Genomic DNA, 21,619 nt, shown 5'->3' with positions numbered 1-21,619 from the left:
CATGAAGACTCCCGCGCACACTCCACGTCCACGGCCGCGACAACGACCACACCCGCGGCCGCTCCGCAGCCGTCCCCTCCTGGTCCTGCTGTCCGCGCTGATCGCCCTGGCGGGGACCCTCCTGGTGGCCCCCGCGGCCACCCGGGCGGCCGCCGCCGACTACACGCAGGGCGTCACCGCGCAGGGCTCCGGCGCGGTACGGATCCGGTTCGCGCCGAGCGCCCCGGCGGCCCTGGTGGACGTCCACTACCTGCCGGGCGGCGGGCTGGGCCAGCAGAACCTCCGGATGGCGAACGACGGCGGGACCTGGCAGCAAACCGTCTCCGGCCTGGCGGCCGGCGCCACGCTCGAGTACTGGTTCACGTACGAGAAGGGCGGACCGCTCCACGACACCCCGCACTTCACCGCCACGATCGGCTCCGGCGGGGGCGGGGGCGGAGGTGGCGGCGGGAGCGGGAGCGGCGGCTTCCCGATCACCTTCCAGAACAACACCCGCGGCGCTTACACCGACGCGCAGATCCACGTCACCGTCCTCGGCCAGGTGACCCCGGGCCAGTGGTCGTACATGAAGCCCGACGGCTCGATGGCCCACATCAACCACCTGGACGCGGCGGCCCCCGGCCACCTCGTCAAGAAGGGCGTCGCCTACCCGAACATGTCCTTCACGCTCGCCCAGACCGGCGGGACGGTGCCCTCCCCGGCCTCGATCCGCGGAGGCCGGATCTACGTCTCCCTCGGCTCGCCCGTGTACATCCCGGTCTCTCCCGACGACCAGGGCTGGGGCGGCCCCGACCTGCGCAACCCCGCCGACCCCAACAGCGACGTGTACTACGACTGGTACGAGTACACCTACGTGCGGGGCCAGGTCGCCTTCGGCGGGAACACCACCATGGTCGACCAGTTCGGCTTCCCGATGACCTCGCGGCTGCGCCAGGCCTCGAGCGGCTACGACACCACCCGGGGCATCACCCTGACCCGCGCCCAGGTCATGCAGCAGTACGCGGCGTCCGTCGGTGACGCGTTCAAGCCGCTGCAGAACACCCACCGCATCGTGGCGCCGCGTTCCTCGAGCCTCTTCCTGGAGGGCGGCAGCCGGCAGAACCACCTGAGCGCCTACATCGACCAGGTCTGGAGCCGCTTCACCACCCAGCAGTTCAGCCTGACCCGGCTCGGCGAGACCTTCTCCGGGCGGGTGAGCGGGTCCGCGCTGGTCTTCGGCAAGAACGGCGCGGGCTCCTTCGTCCTGCGCAAACCCACCTCGCCCGACGTCATGGCCTGCGCGGGCGCGCTGGCCTCGGGCAACGACACCGAGAAGCAGCTCGGCGCGGAGTTCTGCGCCGCGTTCCACCGGGGCGTCGCCCTGGACCCCGCCACCTGGTACGCCCCGTCGGCGTACTACGCCGGTCCGGCGAAGAACGACTACGCCGGCTTCTTCCACACCGTGGGCCTGGACCAGCGGGCCTACGGCTTCCCCTACGACGACGTCAACGACCAGTCCTCCGTGCAGATCCTGGGCAACGCCGACCCGCCGACCGGGCTCACCCTCGGCATCGGCTGGTAGGAGCGGTCCGTTCCGCCGGGAGCGCTCTCAGCGTTCCCGGCGGAACGGGTTACCCTGCTGTCCGACAGGGGTCGGGACCCGGGCCGACCGGGCCCGGGCCGCCGCCCCCGGACGCGCATGAGGAGTGCCCGTGGCCGAACAGCTCTCCGCCGAACAGCTCTCCGCCGCCCGGCCCACGCTGGAGGCGGTCGCGGCGCGCGCCGGGGTGTCCCGGGCCACCGCCTCGCGCGTCGTCAACGGCGGCGAAGGGGTCCGCCCGCGGCTGGTGGACAAGGTCCAGGCGGCCATCCGGGACCTCGGCTACGTGCCCAACCACGCGGCGCGCACGCTGGTGACGCGCCGCACGGGCGCCGTCGCGGTGATCATCGCCGAACCGGAGATCCGGATCTTCTCCGACCCCTTCTTCTCCCGCCAGGTCAGGGGCATCAGCAAGGAGCTGACCGCGAACGACACGCAGCTGGTGCTGCTGCTGGTGGAGGACCGCGGCGACTACGACCGCATCGAGCGGTACCTGGCGGGTGGCCACGTCGACGGCGCGCTCGCCTTCTCCCTGCACACCGACGACCCGCTGCCCGCCATCACCCGCCGCATCGGCATGCCCACGGTCTACGGCGGCCGGCCCGGCTGGACGGGCGGCGCCGGGGAGCACGGTCCGGTGTCGTACGTCGACGCCGACAACCGCGGGGGCGCGCGCGAGGCCGTACGGTACCTGGTGGAGCTGGGGCGGCGGCAGATCGCGCACATCGCCGGGCCGCTGGACCAGACTTCGGCGACCGACCGGCTGGACGGGTACCGGGACGTGCTCCTCGACGCCGACCCGGCACTGATCGCCGAGGGCGACTTCACGGCGGCGGGCGGGGCCCGGGCGATGGCCGAGCTGCTGGAGCGCAGTCCGGGGCTGGACGCGGTGTTCGCCGCGAACGACCTGATGGCCACGGGCGCGCTGGGCGTGCTGCGCGAACGGGGCCGGTCCGTGCCGGGGGACGTGGCGCTGGTCGGTTTCGACGACGCGGAGCTGGTGGCGGAGAGCGCCGAGCCGCCGCTGACGACCGTGCGCCAGGACATCGAGGGCATGGGACGCCTGATGGCGCGCCTGCTGCTGCGGACCCTGGACAAGGACCAGGGCGCTCGCGGAGTTCCCGGCTCGGTGATCACCCCGACCTCGCTGGTCCGGCGCGGCTCGGCCTGAGGGGCGAACTCGCCTTCCTCCCGCGGTGAACGGGGAGATTCCCGACTGTCCGGCGCACCCCTCTTGACGGGGCGCCGGTGTGGGGTGCACGCTCCAGTCGCGCTCTGAGAGCGCTCTCAAGACGCTCGGAAGCACCGCATCCGCCACACCGAGGAGGACCCAGCATGTCCAACCCCCGAGCCGCCCGGAGAACCACGCTCCGTCTCGGCGCCGTTGCCCTGACCGGAGCCCTCCTGGCCGCCTGCGGATCCGGTTCCGACGGCACGTCCGCGGAGGGCGGGGGCGGCCGGGTCACGCTCACCGTCGACCTGTTCGGCGCCTTCGGCTACCAGGAGGCCGGGCTCTACGCCGAGTACGAGCAGCTCCACCCGAACGTCAAGATCAAGCAGACGGACACCGAGGACGAGCAGGACTACTGGAAGTCGCTCCAGACCCGGCTGGCCGGCGGCGGCGGGCTCGCGGACGTGCAGGGCCTCGAGGTGGGCCGCATCGCGTCGGTGACCCAGAAGCAGGCCGACAAGTTCACGGACCTCAAGGAGTACGGGGCGGGCTCGCTCGAGAGCGAGTTCGCCGCCGCCAAGTGGGCGGCCGCGACCACCAAGGACGGCAAGGTGCTCGGCCTCGGCACCGATGTCGGACCCGAGGCCATGTGCTACCGCAGCGACCTGTTCGCGGCGGCGGGCCTGCCCACGGACCGTACGGAACTGGCCGCGAAGTGGGCGACCTGGGACGGCTATCTGGACCTCGGCCGCCAATACCGGGACAAGGCGCCGGCCGGCAGCTCCTGGCTGGACAGCGTCGGCAGCCTGAACGCCGTCATGGTCGGCCAGGCGAAGGAGCGGTACTACGACGCCTCGGGCACGCTGATCTACGAGAACGGCCCCGCGGTGAAGTCCGCCTGGGAGGCCTCGGTCAAGGCCGCGGCGGACGGGCTCAGCGCCAAACTGGACCAGTGGTCGCCGCCGTGGAACCAGGCCTTCGCCTCGGGCTCCTTCGCCACGATGCCCTGCCCCGCCTGGATGCTCGGCTACATCAAGGGGCAGGCGGGCGACGCGGGCAAGGGCAAGTGGGACGTGGCCAAACTGCCGGGAGGGGCGGGGAACTGGGGCGGCTCCTACCTCGCGGTCCCCCGCGCGGCCCAGCACAAGAAGGAGGCGTACGAGCTGGTCAAGTGGCTGACCGCCCCCGAGCAGCAGACCAAGCTCTTCCGCAAGCAGGGCAACTTCCCCTCCGCGGTGAAGGCCATCGGTCAGGTCGCCGACGCCAAGGACCCCTACTTCTCGGACGCGCCGATCGGCCGGATCTTCGGCGACGCCGCCGAGCAGGCGCCGGTCCAGGTGCTGGGGCTCCACGACAAGGACATCGCCGACCAGATAGCCAACGCCCTGAGCGAGGTCGAGCGCAAGGGCACACCGCCCGAGACCGCCTGGTCGAACGCGAAGAAGGCCGTCAAGAACGCCCTGGGCTGAGCCGCCGTGACCGCACCCGCCCCGCCCTCCGCACGACCGCGCCGGGCCCCGGCACCGGCCCTGGCCGCGTACGCCTTCGTCGCCCCCTTCTTCACCCTGTTCGCCGCGTTCGGGCTGTTCCCGCTCCTCTACACGGCGTACGTCTCCGTCTACCGCGTCGAGCTCCAGAACCCCGGGGAGATGGAATGGCGGGGCCTCGGCAACTACACCGCCCTGTTCACCGATCCGTTCTTCTGGACGGCCCTGCGCAACACCTTCACCATCGGCGTCCTGTCCACCGTGCCGCAGTTGCTCGTCGCCCTGGGCCTGGCCCACCTCCTCAACTACAAGTTGCGCGCGCTGACCTTCTTCCGCACCGCGCTGCTGCTGCCGTACGCGACCTCCGTCGCCGCCGCCTCGCTGATCTTCGCCCAGCTCTTCGGGCGGGACTTCGGGCTCGTCAACCAGCTGCTGGGGCTGGTCGGCTTCGACCCGGTGGACTGGCAGAGCGGTACGGCCGCCTCACAGATCGCCGTCTCGACCATCGTGGTGTGGCGGTGGACCGGCTACAACACGCTGATCTACCTGGCGGGCATGCAGTCCATTCCCGGCGAGCTGTACGAAGCGGCCGAGGTGGACGGGGCCTCGAAGTGGCGGCAGTTCCTCCACGTGACCCTGCCCGGACTGCGCCCCACCATCGTCTTCACCGTGGTGGTCTCCACCATCGGCGCCACCCAGCTCTTCGGGGAGCCGCTGCTCTTCGAGGGGTCCATGTCCGGTGGCATCTCGCACCAGTACCAGACCCTCGGCCTGTACATGTACGAGCAGGGCTGGGGCTTCTTCCACCTGGGCCGGGCGGCGGCCATCGCCTGGGTGATGTTCCTGCTGATCGTGGCGCTGGTCGGGGTCAACTCCCTGCTCCTGCGCCGACGTTCCCACAAGGAGGCCGGCCGATGAGCTCCTCCCCGGGCGCCCGGCGCGGTGGCCGGCTCACCTACGCGGTCCTGGTCTGCGCGGTGGTCGTCTCGGCGTTCCCGCTGTACTGGACCCTGGTCGCGGCGAGCCGCTCCAACGCCGATATGGCGCGGCCGATGCCCTCACTGCTGCCCGGTCCGCGACTCCTGGGCAACCTGCAGGCGGTCCTGGACGAGGCGGACATCGGCCGGGCCCTCCTCAACTCGCTGATCGTCTCGAGCGCCATCACGGTCGGTACGGTGCTGTGCTCCACCCTGGCCGGCTTTGCCTTCGCCAAACTGCGGTTCCGGGGACGCGGGGCCCTGCTGAGCGCCGTCGTGGCGTCGATGATGATCCCGCCGCAGCTGGGAGTGATCCCGCTGTTCATGCTGATCGTGAAGCTGCACTGGGTCAATCAGCTCCAGGCCGTCGTCCTGCCCGGGCTGGTCTCCGCCTTCGGCGTGTTCTTCATGCGGCAGTTCCTCGCGCAGTCCCTGCCGGACGAGCTGATCGAGGCGGCCCGGGTCGACGGGGCCTCGTACGCCCGGGTCTTCTGGTCGATCGTGGTGCCGGTGGCCCGGCCGGCCATGGCCGTCCTCGGGCTGCTCACCTTCATGACGGCCTGGAACGACTTCTTCTGGCCGGTGGTCGCACTGTCCTCGCAGGAGCCGACCGTGCAGGTCGCCCTGCGCCAGCTGGGCGGCGGCTACGTCCACGACCAGTCCGTGATCATGGCGGGCACCCTGCTCGGAACGCTGCCCGTGCTGCTGGTCTTCGGCCTGCTGGGCCGGCAGATCGTCGGCGGCATCATGCAGGGCGCGGTCAAGGGCTGAGCGCCCTTCTCCCGCGCAGCGCCGTCTCACCCCACCTTCCCCAGGAGTCCTCCCATGACCACTGTCGACGCGTCTCCCGCCACGGGGGCGGCGCTCCGCTTTCCCCCCGGTTTCCGGTGGGGCACCGCGACGGCCGCCTATCAGATCGAGGGCGCGGCAGCGCTGGACGGGCGCGCCCCCTCGATCTGGGACACCTTCAGCCGCACGCCCGGCAAGGTGCTGGGCGGCGACACCGGTGACACCGCCGCCGACCACTACCACCGGATGGCCGAGGACGTGGCCCTGATGAAGCGGTTCGGTGTGAGCGACTACCGCTTCTCGGTGGCCTGGCCGAGGGTGCAGCCCACCGGCCGGGGTCCCGCCGTACAGCGGGGGCTCGATTTCTACCGGCGGCTGGTGGACGCGCTGCTGGAGGCCGGGATCCGGCCGGTCGCGACCCTCTACCACTGGGACCTGCCGCAGGAACTGGAGGACCTCGGGGGCTGGCCGCACCGCGACACGGCCGAGCGGTTCGCCGAGTACGCCGGGCTCGTCGCGGGCGCGCTCGGGGACCGGGTGGCCAGCTGGACCACCTTCAACGAGCCGTGGTGCGCGGCCTTCCTCGGGTACGCGTCCGGGCTGCACGCCCCGGGCCGGACCGAGCCCGAGGCCGCGCTGCGGGCGGCGCACCATTTCAACCTCGCCCACGGGCTGGGCGTACGGGCGCTGCGCGCGGCGCTGCCCCGGCCGGCGGAGGTGTCGCTGACGCTCAACCTGCACGTGGTGCGGCCGCTCACGGAGTCGGCCGCCGATCTGGAGGCGGCGCGGCGGATCGACGCGGTGGGCAACCGCCTCTTCCTCGATCCGGTGTTCCACGGGCGGCTTCCGCGGGACCTGGTCCGTGACACGGCCGCGCTCACGGACTGGTCGTTCGTCCGGGACGGCGACCTGGCGGCGGCCTGCGAGCCGATCGACTGGCTGGGCCTGAACTACTACTCCCCCACGGTGGTCGCGGCCGCCGGGCCGGGCACGTCCGGCGCCGTCCCCTCGGCGGCGCTGTCGTCGTCGCTGTCGCCGTCGCCGTCGCCGTGGCCGGGGGCCGAAGGGCGCGTACGGTTCCTGCCCGCTCCCGGGCCCCGTACGGCGATGGACTGGCCGGTCGACGCGGGCGGGCTGTACGAACTGCTGACGCGGCTGCGCGACGAACTTCCCGGTGTGCCGCTGCTGGTCACCGAGAACGGCGCGGCCTACGGGGACCACGCCGATCCGCAGGGCGCGGTGCACGATCCGGAGCGGATCGCCTATCTGCGGGGCCATCTGGCCTCCGTGCACCGGGCCATCGGGGACGGGGCGGACGTGCGCGGGTACTTCCTGTGGTCGCTGCTGGACAACTTCGAGTGGACGTACGGCTACAGCCAGCGGTTCGGCATCGTCCACGTCGACTTCGCCACGCAGCGCCGCACGCCCAAGGACAGCGCGCACTGGTACGCGGACGTCATCGCCCGGGGCGGGCTCGCGCCGTGAGGCTCAGCGCAGCAGGTCGGGGTACCGGGCGTCGGCGCGGCCGGATCCGACGGTGAGGTCCAGGGTGCGCGGGGAGCCCGGGTCGGACAGCCCCGCTCCGAGGTCGATACGGCCCCGCCCGGTCCGGGAGGTGACCCGGAAGGCGGTGGCATCGGGGACGGTGAGGTCGAGCCGGCCGTCTCCGATGTCGGCGCTGACCTTCTGCGGCGGGGCGGCGAAGTCGACGGCCGCCCGGCCGGAGCCGATGGCGAGCTCGATCTCGGGCGAGGTCAGTGCCGTGGCGGCCGCCCGGCCGGAGCCCACGCGGGCGCGGATCGCGCCGCGCAGCCCGGTGAGCTGGAGCCGGCCGGAGTCGATCCGGGCGTCGACGGTGCCTCCGAGGCCGCCGATGTCGACGCTTCCGGAGGATGCGGCGACCGTGACCGGGAGGCCGGCGGGCACGCCGACACCGAGCTGGACGGAGCAGGCGAATCCTCCCGTCAGCCAGGAGTCCTCGTGGGGGCAGCGGGGGGTCAGGGTGAGGATGCTGTCCTGCCAGCTTTCCTCGATGACCGGCTGCTTGCGCGACCAGGCGACCTCGGCGCGGTAGCCGACCTCTTGGTCCCCGCGCGGGCGGACCGTGATGTTCGCGCTGCCGCCCGTGATGCGCAGGGCGGTCACCGGATGCCCCGCGCTGCCGCCGTGCAGGGTGGCGGTGCGGGTGACCCCGTGGGCCCCGGCCTGCCAGGCGGCGGGGAGGACGACGAAGACCGCGCCGAGGAGGGCGGCGAGGATCCACAGGAGGCGGCGCTTGGGACGGGGCGGAGGCGCGGTCACGGCCGGGGTGGCGGCCCGGGGCGCGGCGGCCGGGGTCACGGGGTGCCGTCCAGGAAGCGCAGGACGGCGAGGACGCGGCGGTGGTCGCCGTCGGCGACGGGCAGGTCGAGCTTGGCGAAGATGTTGTTGATGTGCTTGGCCACGGCGCTCTCGCTCACGACGAGTTCGGTGGCGATGCCGGCGTTGGAGCGGCCCTCGGCCATGAGGGCGAGCACGTCGCGTTCGCGCGGGGTGAGGCGCTCGAGCGGGTCCGGGCCGCCGCCCCGGCGCAGCAGGAGCTGGGCGACGACCTGCGGGTCGAGCGCGGTGCCGCCCGCGGCGACCCTGCGCAGGGCGTCGATGAACTCCTCCACGTCGGCGACGCGTTGTTTGAGGAGGTAGCCGATGCCGGCGCTGGTCTGGGTGGCCAGCAGATCGGCGGCGTAGCGCTCCTCCACGTACTGGGAGAGGAGCAGGACGGCGGTGTCGGGGTTCTGCTGCCGGATCATGAGGGCCGCGCGGACGCCTTCGTCGGTGAAGCCGGGCGGCATCCTGACGTCGACGAGGGCGAGTTCGGGCCGGTGTTCCTCGACGGCGGCGAGCAGGCCCTCGGCGTCCGCGGTCTCGGCGGCCACCTCGAAGCCGGCCATCTCGAGGACTTTGACCAGTCCGATGCGCAGCAGGACGGAGTCCTCGGCGATCACGGCACGCACGGCAGCTCCACGGTCAGGATCGTCGGCCCCCCGACGGGGCTGTCGATCACGATGCTTCCGTCGACCGACCCTACGCGCTTGCGCAGTCCGGTCAGTCCGGTGCCCCCCGCCGGGTCGGCGCCGCCCACTCCGTCGTCGGTGACGGTGAGCCGGAGCACTCCGCCGGCCGTCCGGGCCACGCGGACCGAACAGCGCTCGGCGCGGGCGTGTTTGGCGACGTTGGCCAGGGCCTCGGAGACGACGAAGTAGGCGACGGCCTCCACGGTGGGTCCGGGCCGGACGGCGAGGTCCACGGACAGTTCGACGGGCAGGGGCGCGCGGGCCGCGATCCCGGAGAGCGCGGCGTCGAGCCCGCGGTCCTCCAGGACGGCCGGGTGCAGGCCCCGGACGAGGCTGTTGAGCTCCTCGATGGCCTCCTTCGCCTGGCGGTGGGCCTCGTCGATGACGGCCTTGGCCTCGGCGGGCAGGCCGGGGAGGGTGGCGCGGGCTATGCCGAGGTTCATCGCGAGGGCGACCAGGCGCTGTTGGGCTCCGTCGTGCAGGTCCCGCTCGATGCGGCGGCGCTCGAGGTCGGCGGCGTCCAGTACCCCGGCGCGGCTCTCGGCGAGGTCCTCGACGCGGCGCTCGAGTTCGCGGGCCCGGTTGGGGCCCAGGAGGGCGAGGGCGGCGCCGGTGTCGAGCCGGCCCAGGAGGGCGGCGAACCAGGGGGCGGCGAGCAGGAGCAGGCCGCCGGTCGTGGTGAGCACGTCGTACTCGCGGGTCCAGCCGGGAGTGGAGGAGGCGGGCAGGGCCCAGGACCACCCGTAGACGGTGGCGCAGACGACGCCGGCGACCCAGGTGAGGACCAGCAGGCTCCCGCCGAGGGCGGCGAGCGGGCTGACCAGGAAGTGGTAGCCGTACTGCCGCCAGGTCGCCTCGGAGCGCAGCCGCTCGATGAGGCCGCGGACGCTGAGCCCAGGGTGTTCGCGGGCCACACGCGGGATGTCGATTCCCAGCAGCGACCAGCAGCGGCTGCGGTGCAGGGCGGTGAGCACCGGGGACAGCAGGACGACCAGCAGCAGGGGGACGGGGCTGTGCCTGGCTCTTATAACCCTCCTGCTCGGTCAGCCCGCGAACCCGGACCGGTTGCGCCATCCCGCCTCCCCACGCTGATTGGAGAACTCCTTTCCAACCAGCACCACGAGCAACCCGGCGAACCTTCCCGGTCACAGCACTAGACATCCTCCAGTCCCGCTCGGAGCACTTGCGCCCCGAACATTCGGACGGCTACATGATGAGCCGCGCCAGCCAAGCCACTGGGTTCGCTGAGTAGGCGTCACGACTCAATCAGACAGCACGCTCATCCTCGAACACCGCTATGACTCTCCGCGATCGCTCCCCAAGATCTGTGCCAGAACCCAGAATCTACCGACAACCGTTCCTGCTTCTGCCGTATGCAGCCAGCCTCACCTGCTGGAGACGCCACAAACCCGCCTCATGATCGTGCTACGAGCTCATAGTAAGGCGGCCCATATTCCGCAACACCAATCGGGAAATCAACTTCGACCAGAACTTTGAAAATAAACTCAGAGGCCGACATGCGGAACTCTGACCATTCCCCCTCGGAATTCTGGACAACGATCGGCCATGCACTCGACGGGCCAGGGTCGGCCAGCCAATAGATCTGACATTCCGAGTATGTATCAGCCCACGGGAGCAACCCTGCAGATCCGGGCCGATAGACACCGAACCTCAGAATGTCCGCCGCAGCAAGACTATTCACTTCGACAATTCGCTGCAACGAATACCACTGATCGCGAAGCATTGAATCGGACCCACCCGAAGAAGAGGCCACCTCAAGGAATCCGCTAAACGTTCCGCGCCCGAAAATTTCACAAACCTCCTTGAAATCCTCAGGCAGCGCGCAGCGCAATTCGCTTTCAATGTCATCCCACGCAATTCGAATCGATAGGCGGTTCCACTGAAGCGCCTCGACGACCCTATCCACCCAGTTCATAACGACATCACACCCTTCTAATCCCTAGTGTTGATAGTTTTCTATTATTGCGAAACCTGCACCTTCCCTATCTCCTATCCAGCCCAAGTAGACACGGACAGGGATGGGATTGGTTCCGACATACTTCGGAGTGACGCTGTAGTATATCGTCTCCCCACCTTCCACGCGCCTCGCCAGATCCCTTTCATAACTTGCCATATCGGGGGAATTTGATTTGTTGTACAACGGGACCAAATTCCGAGCATCCTCGCCAGAACCCCCGAGGGACTTGGCTATCAAGTGGCCACGCTGCAGCCCTCGCCCCGGCCCCCAACCTCGCGGCTGGTTATTCCAGCCAGAATTCCGATCGAAAGGGAACTCCGTCCCCGTTCCAACCAAATTTGTTTCCTGAGTGTCGAATTTCCAGTTCATTTTATCATCCAAATAATTATAATCCCCTTTATTAAGGCAAGCTCGCGCACCTTGGGCTCGGCCAAGCGCATCAAGCGGCGCGTAATATATGGCCGAATTTCCTTTCTTGCATCCGCCTCTGTCGACGGGTGAACTCCCGAAGCTTCCTTCAGTCGCTTGATCGACGGTTAGATGAAGACCCAGGCCGTAGTCTGCCGAAATATCCCCATCCGGATTAAATCCAGGACCGTCCTCGAAAAACTTGAGAAAATCGGAGGATCCGAAAACAGCCTGCCAGCCGTCATCTTCCGTCCATCGCGCGTCGTCAATAGCATCGGTGTCGATTTCGGGAACATGCACAGGTGTAATGATCGGCGGATATTTATCCTTGTTGGGATCTCCATCGCCCGGAGGGGAGTACGGAAGGGCGCACCTGGTGCGGCAGGGTCCGCCACCGCGCGATCCGCTGGCAGCGTCACCGATTATTCCCACGACGCTGGGAGCCGATCCTGTTCCGCACATCCAGTGATTGCACATCTGGCGGGGCATGGTCCAAGGCGAGGCGCCAACACTCGGGCCCGCAATGGATACGGTCTGGTAGTACCCGCCGTACTTGAGCCACCCCGGGAGCCTTTTCGACCAGCCGAAGGATCCATACGTCTTGGTGAACCTAGGCAGACTCACCCGGTCTGCCGCCGCGCTCGCTGCTCGCTGGCCCGCAGCCTTCCTCTCCAACTGATCGGTTGATTGGTGTCCTGTGGGGTCGGTTCCGTTGAGCGGGCTTGCGTTGGCGTAGGTGTAGCGGTTTGCCTGGACGGAGGGGTTCGGGTCGAGTTGCCAGGTGTCGCGGCTGGTGAAGCTGCCGATGCCGGGCTGGTACCAGCGGGCGGCCATGTTGACTTCGTCGGTGCTGGGGTCGGTCCAGCCAGACTGGTATCCGATGTTGGGGTTGGCGCCGCTGGTGGCGGTGGTCTTACCGAACGGGTCGTAGTTGCGGGAGCCGGCGAGGGCGCTGCCGTCCGGAGTGAGGCTGGCGACGAGGTCGTCGTGCTGGTCTGTGACGGCAAGGCGTGCGGTGCCGGTCTGGCCAGTTGTGGCGGTGGAGAGGACGGAGCCGGCGGGGGTGCGGGTGTAGCTGGTGGTGGCGTCGGTGACCAGGTTGTTGGAGCCGCCGTCGTAGGTGAAGGGCTTTGTGTTGTGGGTCAGGACGCGGTCGAGGCTGTCGTAGGTGAAGGTGCTGGTGCCATTGGTGATGGTGCGTTCGAAGGCATCGGACTGGATCTGCTGTGTGGCGTTGGCGTCCGCGGAGTCGGTGATGGTCTTCTCGCTGCCGCGGGCGCTGTAGGCGTAGGTTTCGGTGCCCCAGGTTTCCAGGCGGTTGCGTGCGTCATAGGTGCCTGTGAAGGCGCCGCGCTTGGTGAGGTTGCCGGCCTTGTCCCATTCGTAGGGGGTGTTGGTCGTCCCGTCGTTCCATGAGGTCATGCGGCCGGCAAGGTCGTAGGTGTAGGTGTTGGCGGCTGCGCCCGCCGTGCCGGTGGTGGTCTTCTTCACCAGCTGGTCGGAGAGGTCGTAGTCGTAGGCCTGGCCCTGGACGTCGCCACCTGCGGTGCGGGTGACGGTGTCCTTGTTAAGGCGGCCCAGACTGTCGTAGGAGTAGGTGCGGTTGGCACTGATCGTGTAGGTACCGCCGGTGGCGGGGCGGGCGTACTGCTCGACCGTGGGCCGGCCAGCCGCGTCGTAGTCGCTGCGGACCTGGGTGCCGGTCAGGGGGTCGGTGCTGGTGTCGAGGCGGCCGCCCGTGTCGTAGGTGAACGCCGTTGTGCCGGCCGCGTCGGTGCGCGAGGCCATGTTGCCGTCAGCGTCGTAGGTGTAGGCGGACTTGCCGGAGGGGCCGTCGGAGTTCAGGAGCTGGCCGCGGTCGTTGTAGGTGTAGGTGTTGGCGGCCAGGACGCTGTCAGTGCCGGAGCCCGTCATGCGGCCTGCGAGGTCGTAGGAGAGGGTGCGGGGGCGGGTGGCGACGGCTGTGCCGCTGCCGGTCTCGCCTGTGAGGCGGCCGAGGGCGTCGTAGGTGCGCTGGCGCTTGACGTTGCCGGGCAGGAGTTCGGAGACCGGCTGTCCTGCGGCGTCGTAGCTGGTGGTCCAGGTTCGGACGTCCGGGGTCCAGTGCTGGGTGGTGGCGGGTTCGATGGTCGATTCCGGCAGGCCCCAGGGGGTGAAGGTGTAGTACGTCGCCTTGCCGCGGCCGTCGGTCAGGCGGGTACGGTTGCTCGCCGCGTCGTAGCCGAAGGTGGTCGTGATGGAGTCCGTCGCTGTGACCGGTTCGATCTGCTTGGTCATGCGGCCGAGCGCGTCGTAGGTGTAGGTGCGGCGCGATCCGGTGGCCGAGGTGGATGCTGTCACGTTGCCGTCGGCGTCGTACTCGGAGGAGGCGGTACGCAGTGCGGTGGTACCCGTGCCGAAGTCGGTGGTGGCTGTGGGCTGGCCCAGGACGTTGTAGGCGGTTGTGGTCTTGCGGCCGGTGGCGTCGGTGGTTTCGGTCGTGCGGCCGAGGCCGTCGTAGGCCGACTTGGTGATGCCGCCCAGAGGGTCGGTCACTGTCAGGACCTCACCGGCCGTGTTGTGCGTGGCCGTGGTGGTGCGTCCGGCAGGGCTCTTGGAGATTGTCTGGTTGCTGGCGTCGTCCCAGGTGTAGCGGGAGACCAAGTTTTTGAGGGTGGGCTTGCGTTCGACGATGGTCGAGGTCAGGTTGCGGCCGAGCTGGTCGTAGGTGGCCTCGTTACGAGAACCGGTCGGGTCCGTCACGGAGAGCTGGAGACCGGTGGGCGTCCAGCTGTAGGTGCTGACCCCGCCTCCGGACAGGGCGGTGGCGGCCCCGTTGAGCGTGTTGGTTCCCGGAGCCTGCAGGGCCGTTGTTCCGGTAAGTGCAGGGTCGGTCTTGCTGGTCAGGTTGCCCAGCTGGTCATAGGTGAAGTACGTCGCTCGGCCCAGGGGGTCGGTTTGCGAGGCCGGGTTGCCGAGCTGGTCGTAGCTCGTGCGGGCAACGCCGGTGATCTTGGTTCCGCCGGGCGGGGTGTAGTCCGGGAGCGTGACGGCCGTGGCACGGCCCAGTTTGTCGGTCTCGGTGCGGGTCACCATGCCCCGGGCGTCACGCGTGTCGGTGGCTTCGGCGAAGGTGTTGTAGCCGGTGAGGGTCTTGGGCGTGACGGCGGTTGCCGCGGCGCCGTTCTCTTCGGCCTGGACCTGCGGGGCGGTCTGCTCGACCAGGCGGCCGAGTGCGTCGTAGCGGTTGGTGGTGGTGTTGCCGCGCGGGCTGACTTCGGTCAGCGGCAGGCCCCGCTGGTCGAAGGTGGCCGTACTGGTGCGGGTGGTAATGCCGTCGGTGACGGTCGCCTTCTTCGGGTTGCCCGCGATGTCGTACTCGGTGGTGGCGGTCAGCTTCTTGCCCGTGCCGTCGATCGACTGCGTTGCCTCGGTGACCTGGTCGTCGCTGTTGTAGGACGTGGCAGTGATCCGGTTGAGGCCGTTGGGATCTAGGACGGTTCGGGTGGTGCGTCCGGTGGCGTCGACCGTGTTGGTCACCGTGGTGCGGCCGCCGCCGGTGGTCTGGCTGGTGAGGTTGCCGGCGCCGTCGTAGTCGTTGGCCTCAAGGACGATATCGTGCGTGGTGCCGTCGGCCTGGGTGACCGCCTTGGCTGTCGTCTTGGCTTTCCGGCCGTCGTCGAAGTAGGTGAAGGTGGTGGTGGCGCCCATCGGGTCCGTGGTGGAGGCCAGGCGCCCTGCCGGGTCGTAGGCGTGGGAGACCAGGACGAGGTCACGGGTCTGGCCGGCAGGGTCGCCGGTCCAGTTCTTCAGGACCGACTCGGCCAGGTTTCCGCGCTTGGTGAAGGAGTGGGTGACGACGTTGCCCGCCGCGTCGGTCTCCTGCACCACGCGCCCCATGGGGTCGTGAGCGAAGGCGGTTACGTTGCCAACTGGATCGGTGACCTTCTCATTGAGGCCCTGGGCGTTGTACTGATAGGTGGTGGTCCGTGTGGTGTCGCCGCCGGTCGTGTCCTGGGTGGACTCGGTGAGGAGCAGGCCGTCCGGGTCGTAGGTGCGGTTGACCGCGGCGGTGTGGGTAGTGCCGGTGATCTCGTTCTTGACGCCGGGGCCCGTCTCGGATGCGACGCGGGACATGGCGTTGTAGGTGTAGGTCGTCGTGACCCCGGTCGGGGTGGCGTCGGAGGTCTGGGTCTCGGCGAGTTTGCGGCCCAGGCCGTCGTAGGTGTAGGTCGTGGCGAGGCCTGAGGGGGCTGTCGACTTGGCGAGGTCGCCGGAGGCGAAGTACACGTACGAGGCGGTCGCTCCGCCCGGGCTCTTCTTCGTCGCGACCAGGCCCGCGGGAGTGGTGCCGCCGCCGGTGGCCGGCTCGGTGCCGGTGGTGTAGGTGGTGGCTGACGTGCGGCCGTCGGCCAGGGTCACGGTGTCGGTCAGGCCAAGCGGCGTGTATGACGTGGTCGTCCGGTAGCGGTTGTCGGCCAGACCCGCAGAGCGCGCGTCACGGATGGCGGTCGGCTTGCCGTTGCGCGGATCCAGTAGATCGGCGGCGTTGTAGTAGTAGTCGATGAACGAGGTCCAGCAGGAGTCGTCGTCGCGGCAGGTGGTCGTCGACACGGTGTTGCCGCGCTCGTCGTGGCCGGTAACGGTGGCGTGCCCGTTGGGGTCGGTGACGGTGTGGAGGAATCCGCCTGTGTCGTAGGCGTAGGTCGTCACACCGCCATCCGGGTTCGTGGTGGCGGTACGGCGCTGGCCCCGCACGGCGTCATATGTGCTGCTGGTCTTGGCCCCCATGGGGTCCGTGACCGTCACTGTCGCGGTGAGAGAGGAGCCGGAGGCGCGGGTGCGGGCGTTGTAGTGCTTGGCGACCTGCTCGCCCGTGAGCGGGCTGGGGTAGACGGCGACCTCGTCCAGCTGGCCTGTGAAGTAGCTGAGGTTGCCTGGGGAGGCAGGCCAGTTTCCGGCGTAGCCGGCGCCGATGTAGGTGTAGTTGTTGGCCTGGTGATGAACAGGCACGTTGGTGGCCTCGGCGACTTGGGTGCCGTCGAGGTAGAGCGTCTGAGTGGATCCCTTGGCCGTGACGACAGCGTGGTGCCACTGATCGTCCGTCACCGTGGCGGGTGAGGTGTTGGTGGCGGTGGAGCCAACGGTGAAGTACTGGCCATGGAGCTTGTTGTCCGACCCGACGTACAGGACGGGCGTCCAGTTCACAGAGGGGTTGGGCAGTTGGCTTTCCTGGTTGCTGAGGAGCACACCCGGCTTGGTGGTCTTGAACCAGAGTTCGACGGAGAGGTCGGTGTCGGGGATGATCCCGGCGCCGGGGAGCCGTGCGTAGCCGTCGCCGGTGAATTCGGCTGCGGTGCGGTCGCCGATGCCGAAGGCGCCCGTGGTGTTCAGTTTTGTTTTGGTGTAGGTGCCGTTGCCGCCACTCGCGGTGATCTTGTTGGTGACGCGGGTGCCGGTGGTCTCGTCTAGCTGCCAGTAGCTGGTGGGGGCGTCGGCCATGACCGTGCCCTGGTACTGGTTGCCGGTTCCGGCGACGAGGCGGGTGCGGGCCTTGTAGTGGTCGGCGACGGTGGCGGCGTCCAGTTCCTTGCCGTAGAAGGCGGCCTCGTCGAGCTGTCCGGAGAAGTAGCGCACTCCGGCGGGCTGTCCGTCCCAGGCCCAGTGGGAGTAGCCGGCGCCGAGGTAGGCCTGGACCACGGTCTGCGGAGTGACCGCTCCGGCCTGGTATCCGACTTTTACGCCGTCCAGGTACATGGTCTGTCCGGTGGTGCCGCCGGTGAGGACCACGTGGTGCCAGGCGTTGTCGGTCACCGGGTTGGTGCTGGTGATGGATGTGCCCTTGATGCCGCGCCAGAGCTCGCCGCGGAGCTTGCCGTCGGCGTCGATGAGCAGGCTCGGGTTCCACTGGGTGGGTGTGGTGGCCAGGTCGGTGTTCTGTAGGCCGAGGAGGACGCCGTTGGGCTTGTCGGTGCGGAACCACATTTCGGCTGCGAGGGCGGTCGCGCCGCCGATGGTCTCGGCAGGTACGTCGACGGCTCCCTTGGTGCCGTCGAGGGTGACCGAGCCGTTGTCGCCGTCCAGGAATGTGCCGACCGAGCCGAGGGTGACGCCGTCGTGGTAGGAGCCGTTGCCGCCGCTGGATATCTCATCGGCCGCGGCGGCGCCGCTGCTGTCACCCAGGCGCCAGTAGTTGACGGGGCCGGTCGCCTGGACGGCAGTGGTGTACGCCTGTGAGCCGGAAGAGTACTGGGGCGGAGAAATCTTCCAGGTACCGCCCGACTCGTCGGTGACCTGGGTGGCACGTTCGGTGTCGTTGTCGTACGTGACCTGGGCGCCGGTGCGGCCCGAGGGCAGGATGGACTTGCTCAGCTTGGAGGTGCCAGTACGTGCGTCGTAGTGGGCGCGAACCGTTCCGGCGTCCAGGGCCCGGTGGTAGACGGCGACATCGTCCATGCTGCCGTTGAAGTAGCGGACTTCCTGGGCGGCATTGCCGTCCCAGGCCACGCTGGAGAATCCGCCGCCGAGGTAGGCGAACGTCTTGGCACTGTGGTCCACGGTCCCTGTGCGGGAACCGACAGCCTGCCCGTCGAGGTACAGCGTCTCGCCGGTTCCGCTGCTGGTGAGAACCGCGTGGTGCCACGCCCCATCGGTGACCGTGACCGTCGAGGAGATCGGGGCCTTCCACTCGCCGGCCAGCTCGAAACCACCACGGAGCTTGCCGGTCGTGTCCACGACGAGGGCCGGGTTCCACATGTACGGCTTGCCGTCGGTGATCCGCTTGTCCTGGAAACCGACCAGGACACCGGGCTTGGCCGTCTTGAACCACAGCTCCAGGGACAAGACCTTCGAGGCGGACAGGGCCGCTTCGGGGAGCTCCATGTAGGAGTTGGTTCCATTGAATGTGGCTGCCTTGTTGCCCGTCCCCGTCATGGCACCCGCGCTGGCGAGGGTGACGTCGCGGTAGCGGCCCGCGTTCAGGCCGGTACGCGAGACCGCGTCACTCTGCGCGTTCTCGCCCTCGCTCTCGTTCAGCCGCCAGTACGAGACCGGATTCGCATCCAAGACGGTGCTGCGGTACTGCGAACCGGCTGTGTACTCGTACAGCGTGCAGGCGGTCGTCGAGGTCGGCGGGCACACCTTGGCCAGCCGGCCGTTGCTGTACGTGTAGGTCCACTTCAGCGCCGGAGAGCCGGGCCCGATGGCGTCGGTGGAGACCGAGCTGACTCGGCCCACACTCCAGGTGAAGGTCAGGGCGCGCTTGGACAGCGCGTCCGTGGCCTTGGTCAGGAGCCCGCCGGTATAGGTGAGGAGCTGCTCGCGGCCGTTGCCGTCCGCGGCCTTCGTCAGCAGCCCGGCAGTGTCGAAGGTGTAGAGGGCCCCGCTCGCGTCGCGCAGCGTCCAGCCGCCGGTGACTGCGGTCAGGACACCCATGGAGCCGGAGGGTGCGCTGTAGGTGCCGTCATTGTTCCGGCCGAAGCGGATCTGGCTGCCTGCTGCGAGGGTGATGACGACGTTTCCGTCGGCCTCTGCCTTGGCCCGCATGTCCCAGCGGGTCGCCCAGCCGGTGCCGAAGGCGTTGTTCTGGCGGGGGTCCTGGGAGTTGTACGTCCGGGTGACCGCGAGATCGGGTCCGACTACGGGTACGGCGGCGTCGGTGGCGGCGGTCGTGTAGTTGCCCGCGCGCTCACCGAAGCCGTGGCTGCTGTCCGAGCCGCCGAGGTGTGAGGTGATCGCCGGCTGCGGGACCTGCGGGGTCAGGATCGACGGCTGTGTCTGGGCCGACTGGGCCTGGCCGTCGTTGGCGTATCCGTACCAGGCGTACGTCTTGGACCAGGAAAGCCAGCCTGCGGGCACGGCCCAGCTCTGCGAGGGCGCGGCTGGGGACTGCCGGCAGTTCTTGCGGGTGTCCGCCCCTTCGACCTCACATACCTCGAATGTGTACGTCAGGGCGCTGGGATAGCGGTCCTTGTCCTCTGCGGAGATCCACAGGGTCGGGGTGAGGGTGTCGCTGAGGGAGCCACTGGGCGGGGCCGCGCCGGTGAGGTAAGGCGGAATGTTGACCGCATCGACCCTGATGGGCATGCCGGGTACACCCTGATCGACGAAGCTGGTCGAGCCGTAGTCGTCCATGGTCCACACCAGCGTGTACGTCCCGGGCGTCAGCGGAGCGATCGCGGCGTCAACGGTCACCGAGCCGCCCGGGGGCACGTCCTGCGGCATATCCGTCCAGCGGACCTTGCTCCAGTCGCCATTCCGGTTGATCAGGTTGTTGTTGGCGTCGAACAGGTCGTAGCGGAGCTTGTAGTTGGCGTTCTTGGACCACGTGGCCTGGCCCTGGTTGGTCACAGTGGCCTTGAACCGGCCTTCGGACGTCGCCGTCATCGGCTGAACGAACCCGCCCGCCTGGTAGACGGCTCCATAGCTCGTCCACGTCACGTCCAGGCTGGGAGCCCCGTTGGGGTAATCGTCCGAGCCGAAGTTCTTCCAGCTCTTGGAATCCGTGTCCGAGGCCTTGACTGCGAGGCCGTAGTTCGGCTTGCGGTTGTGCGTCCAGTCATCCACGAGCTGGCGCCCATCAGGGCCGAGCGGAATTCCCTCCCAGGCCGGACCGCAGGACCAGGTGTTGGTCCCGTCGGGACGCCAGCCATGCGCGAAGCTCTTCGAACCCAGTGCGGGTCCGGTCGCCGGCCCCGGCCAGGCGGAGGTGCTGGACTCCGACCAGTTCGAGGTGATCTGGTGCACGGTCACCGGACGAGCCGTGCATGAGGAGGACCACGTGTTGTACAGCGACAGCTTCGCGGCGACCACATAGCCGTTCTTCATCGCGCCGCTGCCGAGCCCGTCGAACTTCAGGAACCCGGCCGCCTTGTGACCGCCGCCGTCGTAGGTACCGGCCTTGATGTTGGTGTCACTGGCGAAGTTCTGGTTGTACGGGTGCTCGACGTAGGTGCCCGAGGTGGATGACACGCCCGTCACGGACGGGTCCACCTTCACCGGGAAGACCCGCTCGGGCGCCGACAGCCATTGTGCGTCCAGGGTGGCGACGAGGATCTGGCGGTTGCCCGAGGTCTCCAGCGTGTAGGTCACGCCGGAGGAAATGACGCCCTCGTTGGAGTTCTCGGCGCGCTTGGAGTCCTCCATCCAGCCTGCGGGCATCCAGCCCTGCTGCTTCCCGGCCGCATCGGTGAAGGCGATCCCGCCCAGACCGTCGAGCTTCGCAGTCAGGCCGTTCAGTGCCAGGGGGAACCGCCACTGAGTGGGTGCGGACTTGTCCTTGAGGATCAGTGTCTCCTTGACGGAGTCACTGCCGGCTATCAGGACCACATCGGATGACTTGCGGACCTCGGGATAGGTGATGACGCTTCCATCCACCGTGCCTGCAGAGTGAGCGGCGCCTTCGATCCCATAGCCGATGGAGACGGTGCCACTCATGCCGAGAATGGCCAGCGATTCCGCGTCGGCGTACTCGGCGAAACGCACCACGTCTTGTGTGGACTGCGTCTCCCACCCCGCGCCGCCCACGCTCATGGTCCGCGCGCCTGCGGGCTTCGTCAGCCGCGCGTCTATGACATTCCATTTCCCGTCAGGGGCAAGGAAGTTGACCGGCTCATTGTAGAAGCGCGTCGTGTATGTGCCGTCCTTGTTGAGGAACGTCCGCGCACGTTCCGCGCGCTCCGTCGTCACCTCGGTACTGGCGTTGGAGTCGAATCCCTTCGGCTCCGGAACCACGGGAGCGGGAACCGTCGTGAACGGGACCGGCGCCGGAGGCTTCGGCTCTGTACCGAGCTCTATCTGGAGGGAACCGCCATCCGCTGGCAGCTCGCCCGGCGCCTTCTGCGCGCCACTACGCCCCCCGCCCGCTGCGGCGCCAGTCACGTTCCCGGAAGCATCGTGGCTGCGCCCGCGCGCCGAACCCCAGGCCTGACCAGGGCGCTCCCCCGCACCAGAACCCTTCGCGGCGACAACCCACTGATTCGCGGCCAGGGCGGCCTGCTCCGTGCCGGCCAACACAGCCATGACGAAAGCGATAACAACAACAGACGGACGCGCGATGCGCACGAAGAGCCCCCACAAGAACGATCAAGAGGGGGCCATTCCTATCCGCACTCACAGCAAACGCACAACAGTCGCCCAGCTTGCGATCTCGGCAGGCTCCTGAAAGCTGCACCCGGCAGATAGATCCATTTACTGACGG

Annotated in this window: 11 protein-coding genes; 6 read left to right on the top strand and 5 right to left on the bottom strand. The window is 68.8% G+C overall.

Translation table 11 applies throughout. The features are described from left to right. The first annotated feature begins 1 nt into the window (after position 1). The 6 genes from DRB89_RS18985 (at position 2) to DRB89_RS18960 (ending at position 7,488) form a co-directional block, all read left to right on the top strand. On the top strand, positions 2-1,561 hold the full coding sequence (locus DRB89_RS18985) for a glycoside hydrolase family 64 protein (RefSeq protein WP_112452062.1): 1,560 nt from the start codon (positions 2-4) through the stop codon (positions 1,559-1,561). A gap of 130 nt (positions 1,562-1,691) precedes the next feature. After that, positions 1,692-2,750 carry a LacI family DNA-binding transcriptional regulator gene (locus DRB89_RS18980; RefSeq protein ID WP_112452061.1) on the top strand — a complete coding sequence of 353 codons (1,059 nt, stop codon included), beginning with the start codon at positions 1,692-1,694 and terminating at the stop codon, positions 2,748-2,750. A gap of 164 nt (positions 2,751-2,914) precedes the next feature. Then, positions 2,915-4,219 carry an extracellular solute-binding protein gene (locus DRB89_RS18975; protein WP_112452060.1) on the top strand — a complete coding sequence of 435 codons (1,305 nt, stop codon included), beginning with the start codon at positions 2,915-2,917 and terminating at the stop codon, positions 4,217-4,219. 60 nt (positions 4,220-4,279) lie between these two features. After that, positions 4,280-5,155 (top strand): sugar ABC transporter permease, encoded by an 876-nt coding sequence (locus tag DRB89_RS18970; protein WP_239516812.1) that lies wholly within the window; start codon positions 4,280-4,282, stop codon positions 5,153-5,155. Next, the gene (locus tag DRB89_RS18965) at positions 5,152-5,985 is read left to right on the top strand and encodes a carbohydrate ABC transporter permease (protein WP_112452058.1); all 834 of its coding nucleotides are present in this window, start codon (positions 5,152-5,154) and stop codon (positions 5,983-5,985) included. The genes DRB89_RS18970 and DRB89_RS18965 overlap by 4 nt, the downstream gene beginning before the upstream one ends. Before the next feature lie 54 nt (positions 5,986-6,039). After that, positions 6,040-7,488 carry a beta-glucosidase gene (locus DRB89_RS18960; protein WP_112452057.1) on the top strand — a complete coding sequence of 483 codons (1,449 nt, stop codon included), beginning with the start codon at positions 6,040-6,042 and terminating at the stop codon, positions 7,486-7,488. A 3-nt stretch (positions 7,489-7,491) separates the two neighbouring features. On the opposite strand, the gene DRB89_RS18955 is transcribed toward DRB89_RS18960, so the two are convergent. The 5 genes from DRB89_RS18955 to DRB89_RS18940 all read right to left on the bottom strand — a co-directional run bounded on the left by DRB89_RS18955 (position 7,492) and on the right by DRB89_RS18940 (position 21,153). Next, entirely contained in the window at positions 7,492-8,343 is an 852-nt protein-coding gene (locus tag DRB89_RS18955) for a hypothetical protein (RefSeq protein ID WP_112463352.1), read from the bottom strand. Then, entirely contained in the window at positions 8,340-8,996 is a 657-nt protein-coding gene (locus DRB89_RS18950) for a response regulator transcription factor (protein WP_204357959.1), read from the bottom strand. The genes DRB89_RS18955 and DRB89_RS18950 overlap by 4 nt, the downstream gene beginning before the upstream one ends. Continuing rightward, positions 8,984-10,051, bottom strand: a complete 1,068-nt coding sequence (locus tag DRB89_RS18945; RefSeq protein WP_343234716.1) for a sensor histidine kinase — start codon at positions 10,049-10,051, stop codon at positions 8,984-8,986. Before DRB89_RS18945 ends, DRB89_RS18950 begins: the two co-directional genes overlap by 13 nt. 419 nt (positions 10,052-10,470) lie before the next feature. Beyond that, the gene (locus DRB89_RS43030) at positions 10,471-10,992 is read right to left on the bottom strand and encodes an SMI1/KNR4 family protein (RefSeq protein WP_162688644.1); all 522 of its coding nucleotides are present in this window, start codon (positions 10,990-10,992) and stop codon (positions 10,471-10,473) included. Between the two features lie 24 nt (positions 10,993-11,016). Next, positions 11,017-21,153 (bottom strand): LamG-like jellyroll fold domain-containing protein, encoded by a 10,137-nt coding sequence (locus DRB89_RS18940; protein ID WP_239516222.1) that lies wholly within the window; start codon positions 21,151-21,153, stop codon positions 11,017-11,019. Positions 21,154-21,619: the final 466 nt, after the last annotated feature.

This window comes from Streptomyces sp. ICC4 (assembly GCF_003287915.1).
GTDB lineage: Bacteria > Actinomycetota > Actinomycetes > Streptomycetales > Streptomycetaceae > Streptomyces > Streptomyces tritrimontium.
The sequence above is the reverse complement of the archived record's forward strand: the minus strand, read 5'-3'. Positions and strand labels throughout refer to the sequence as shown.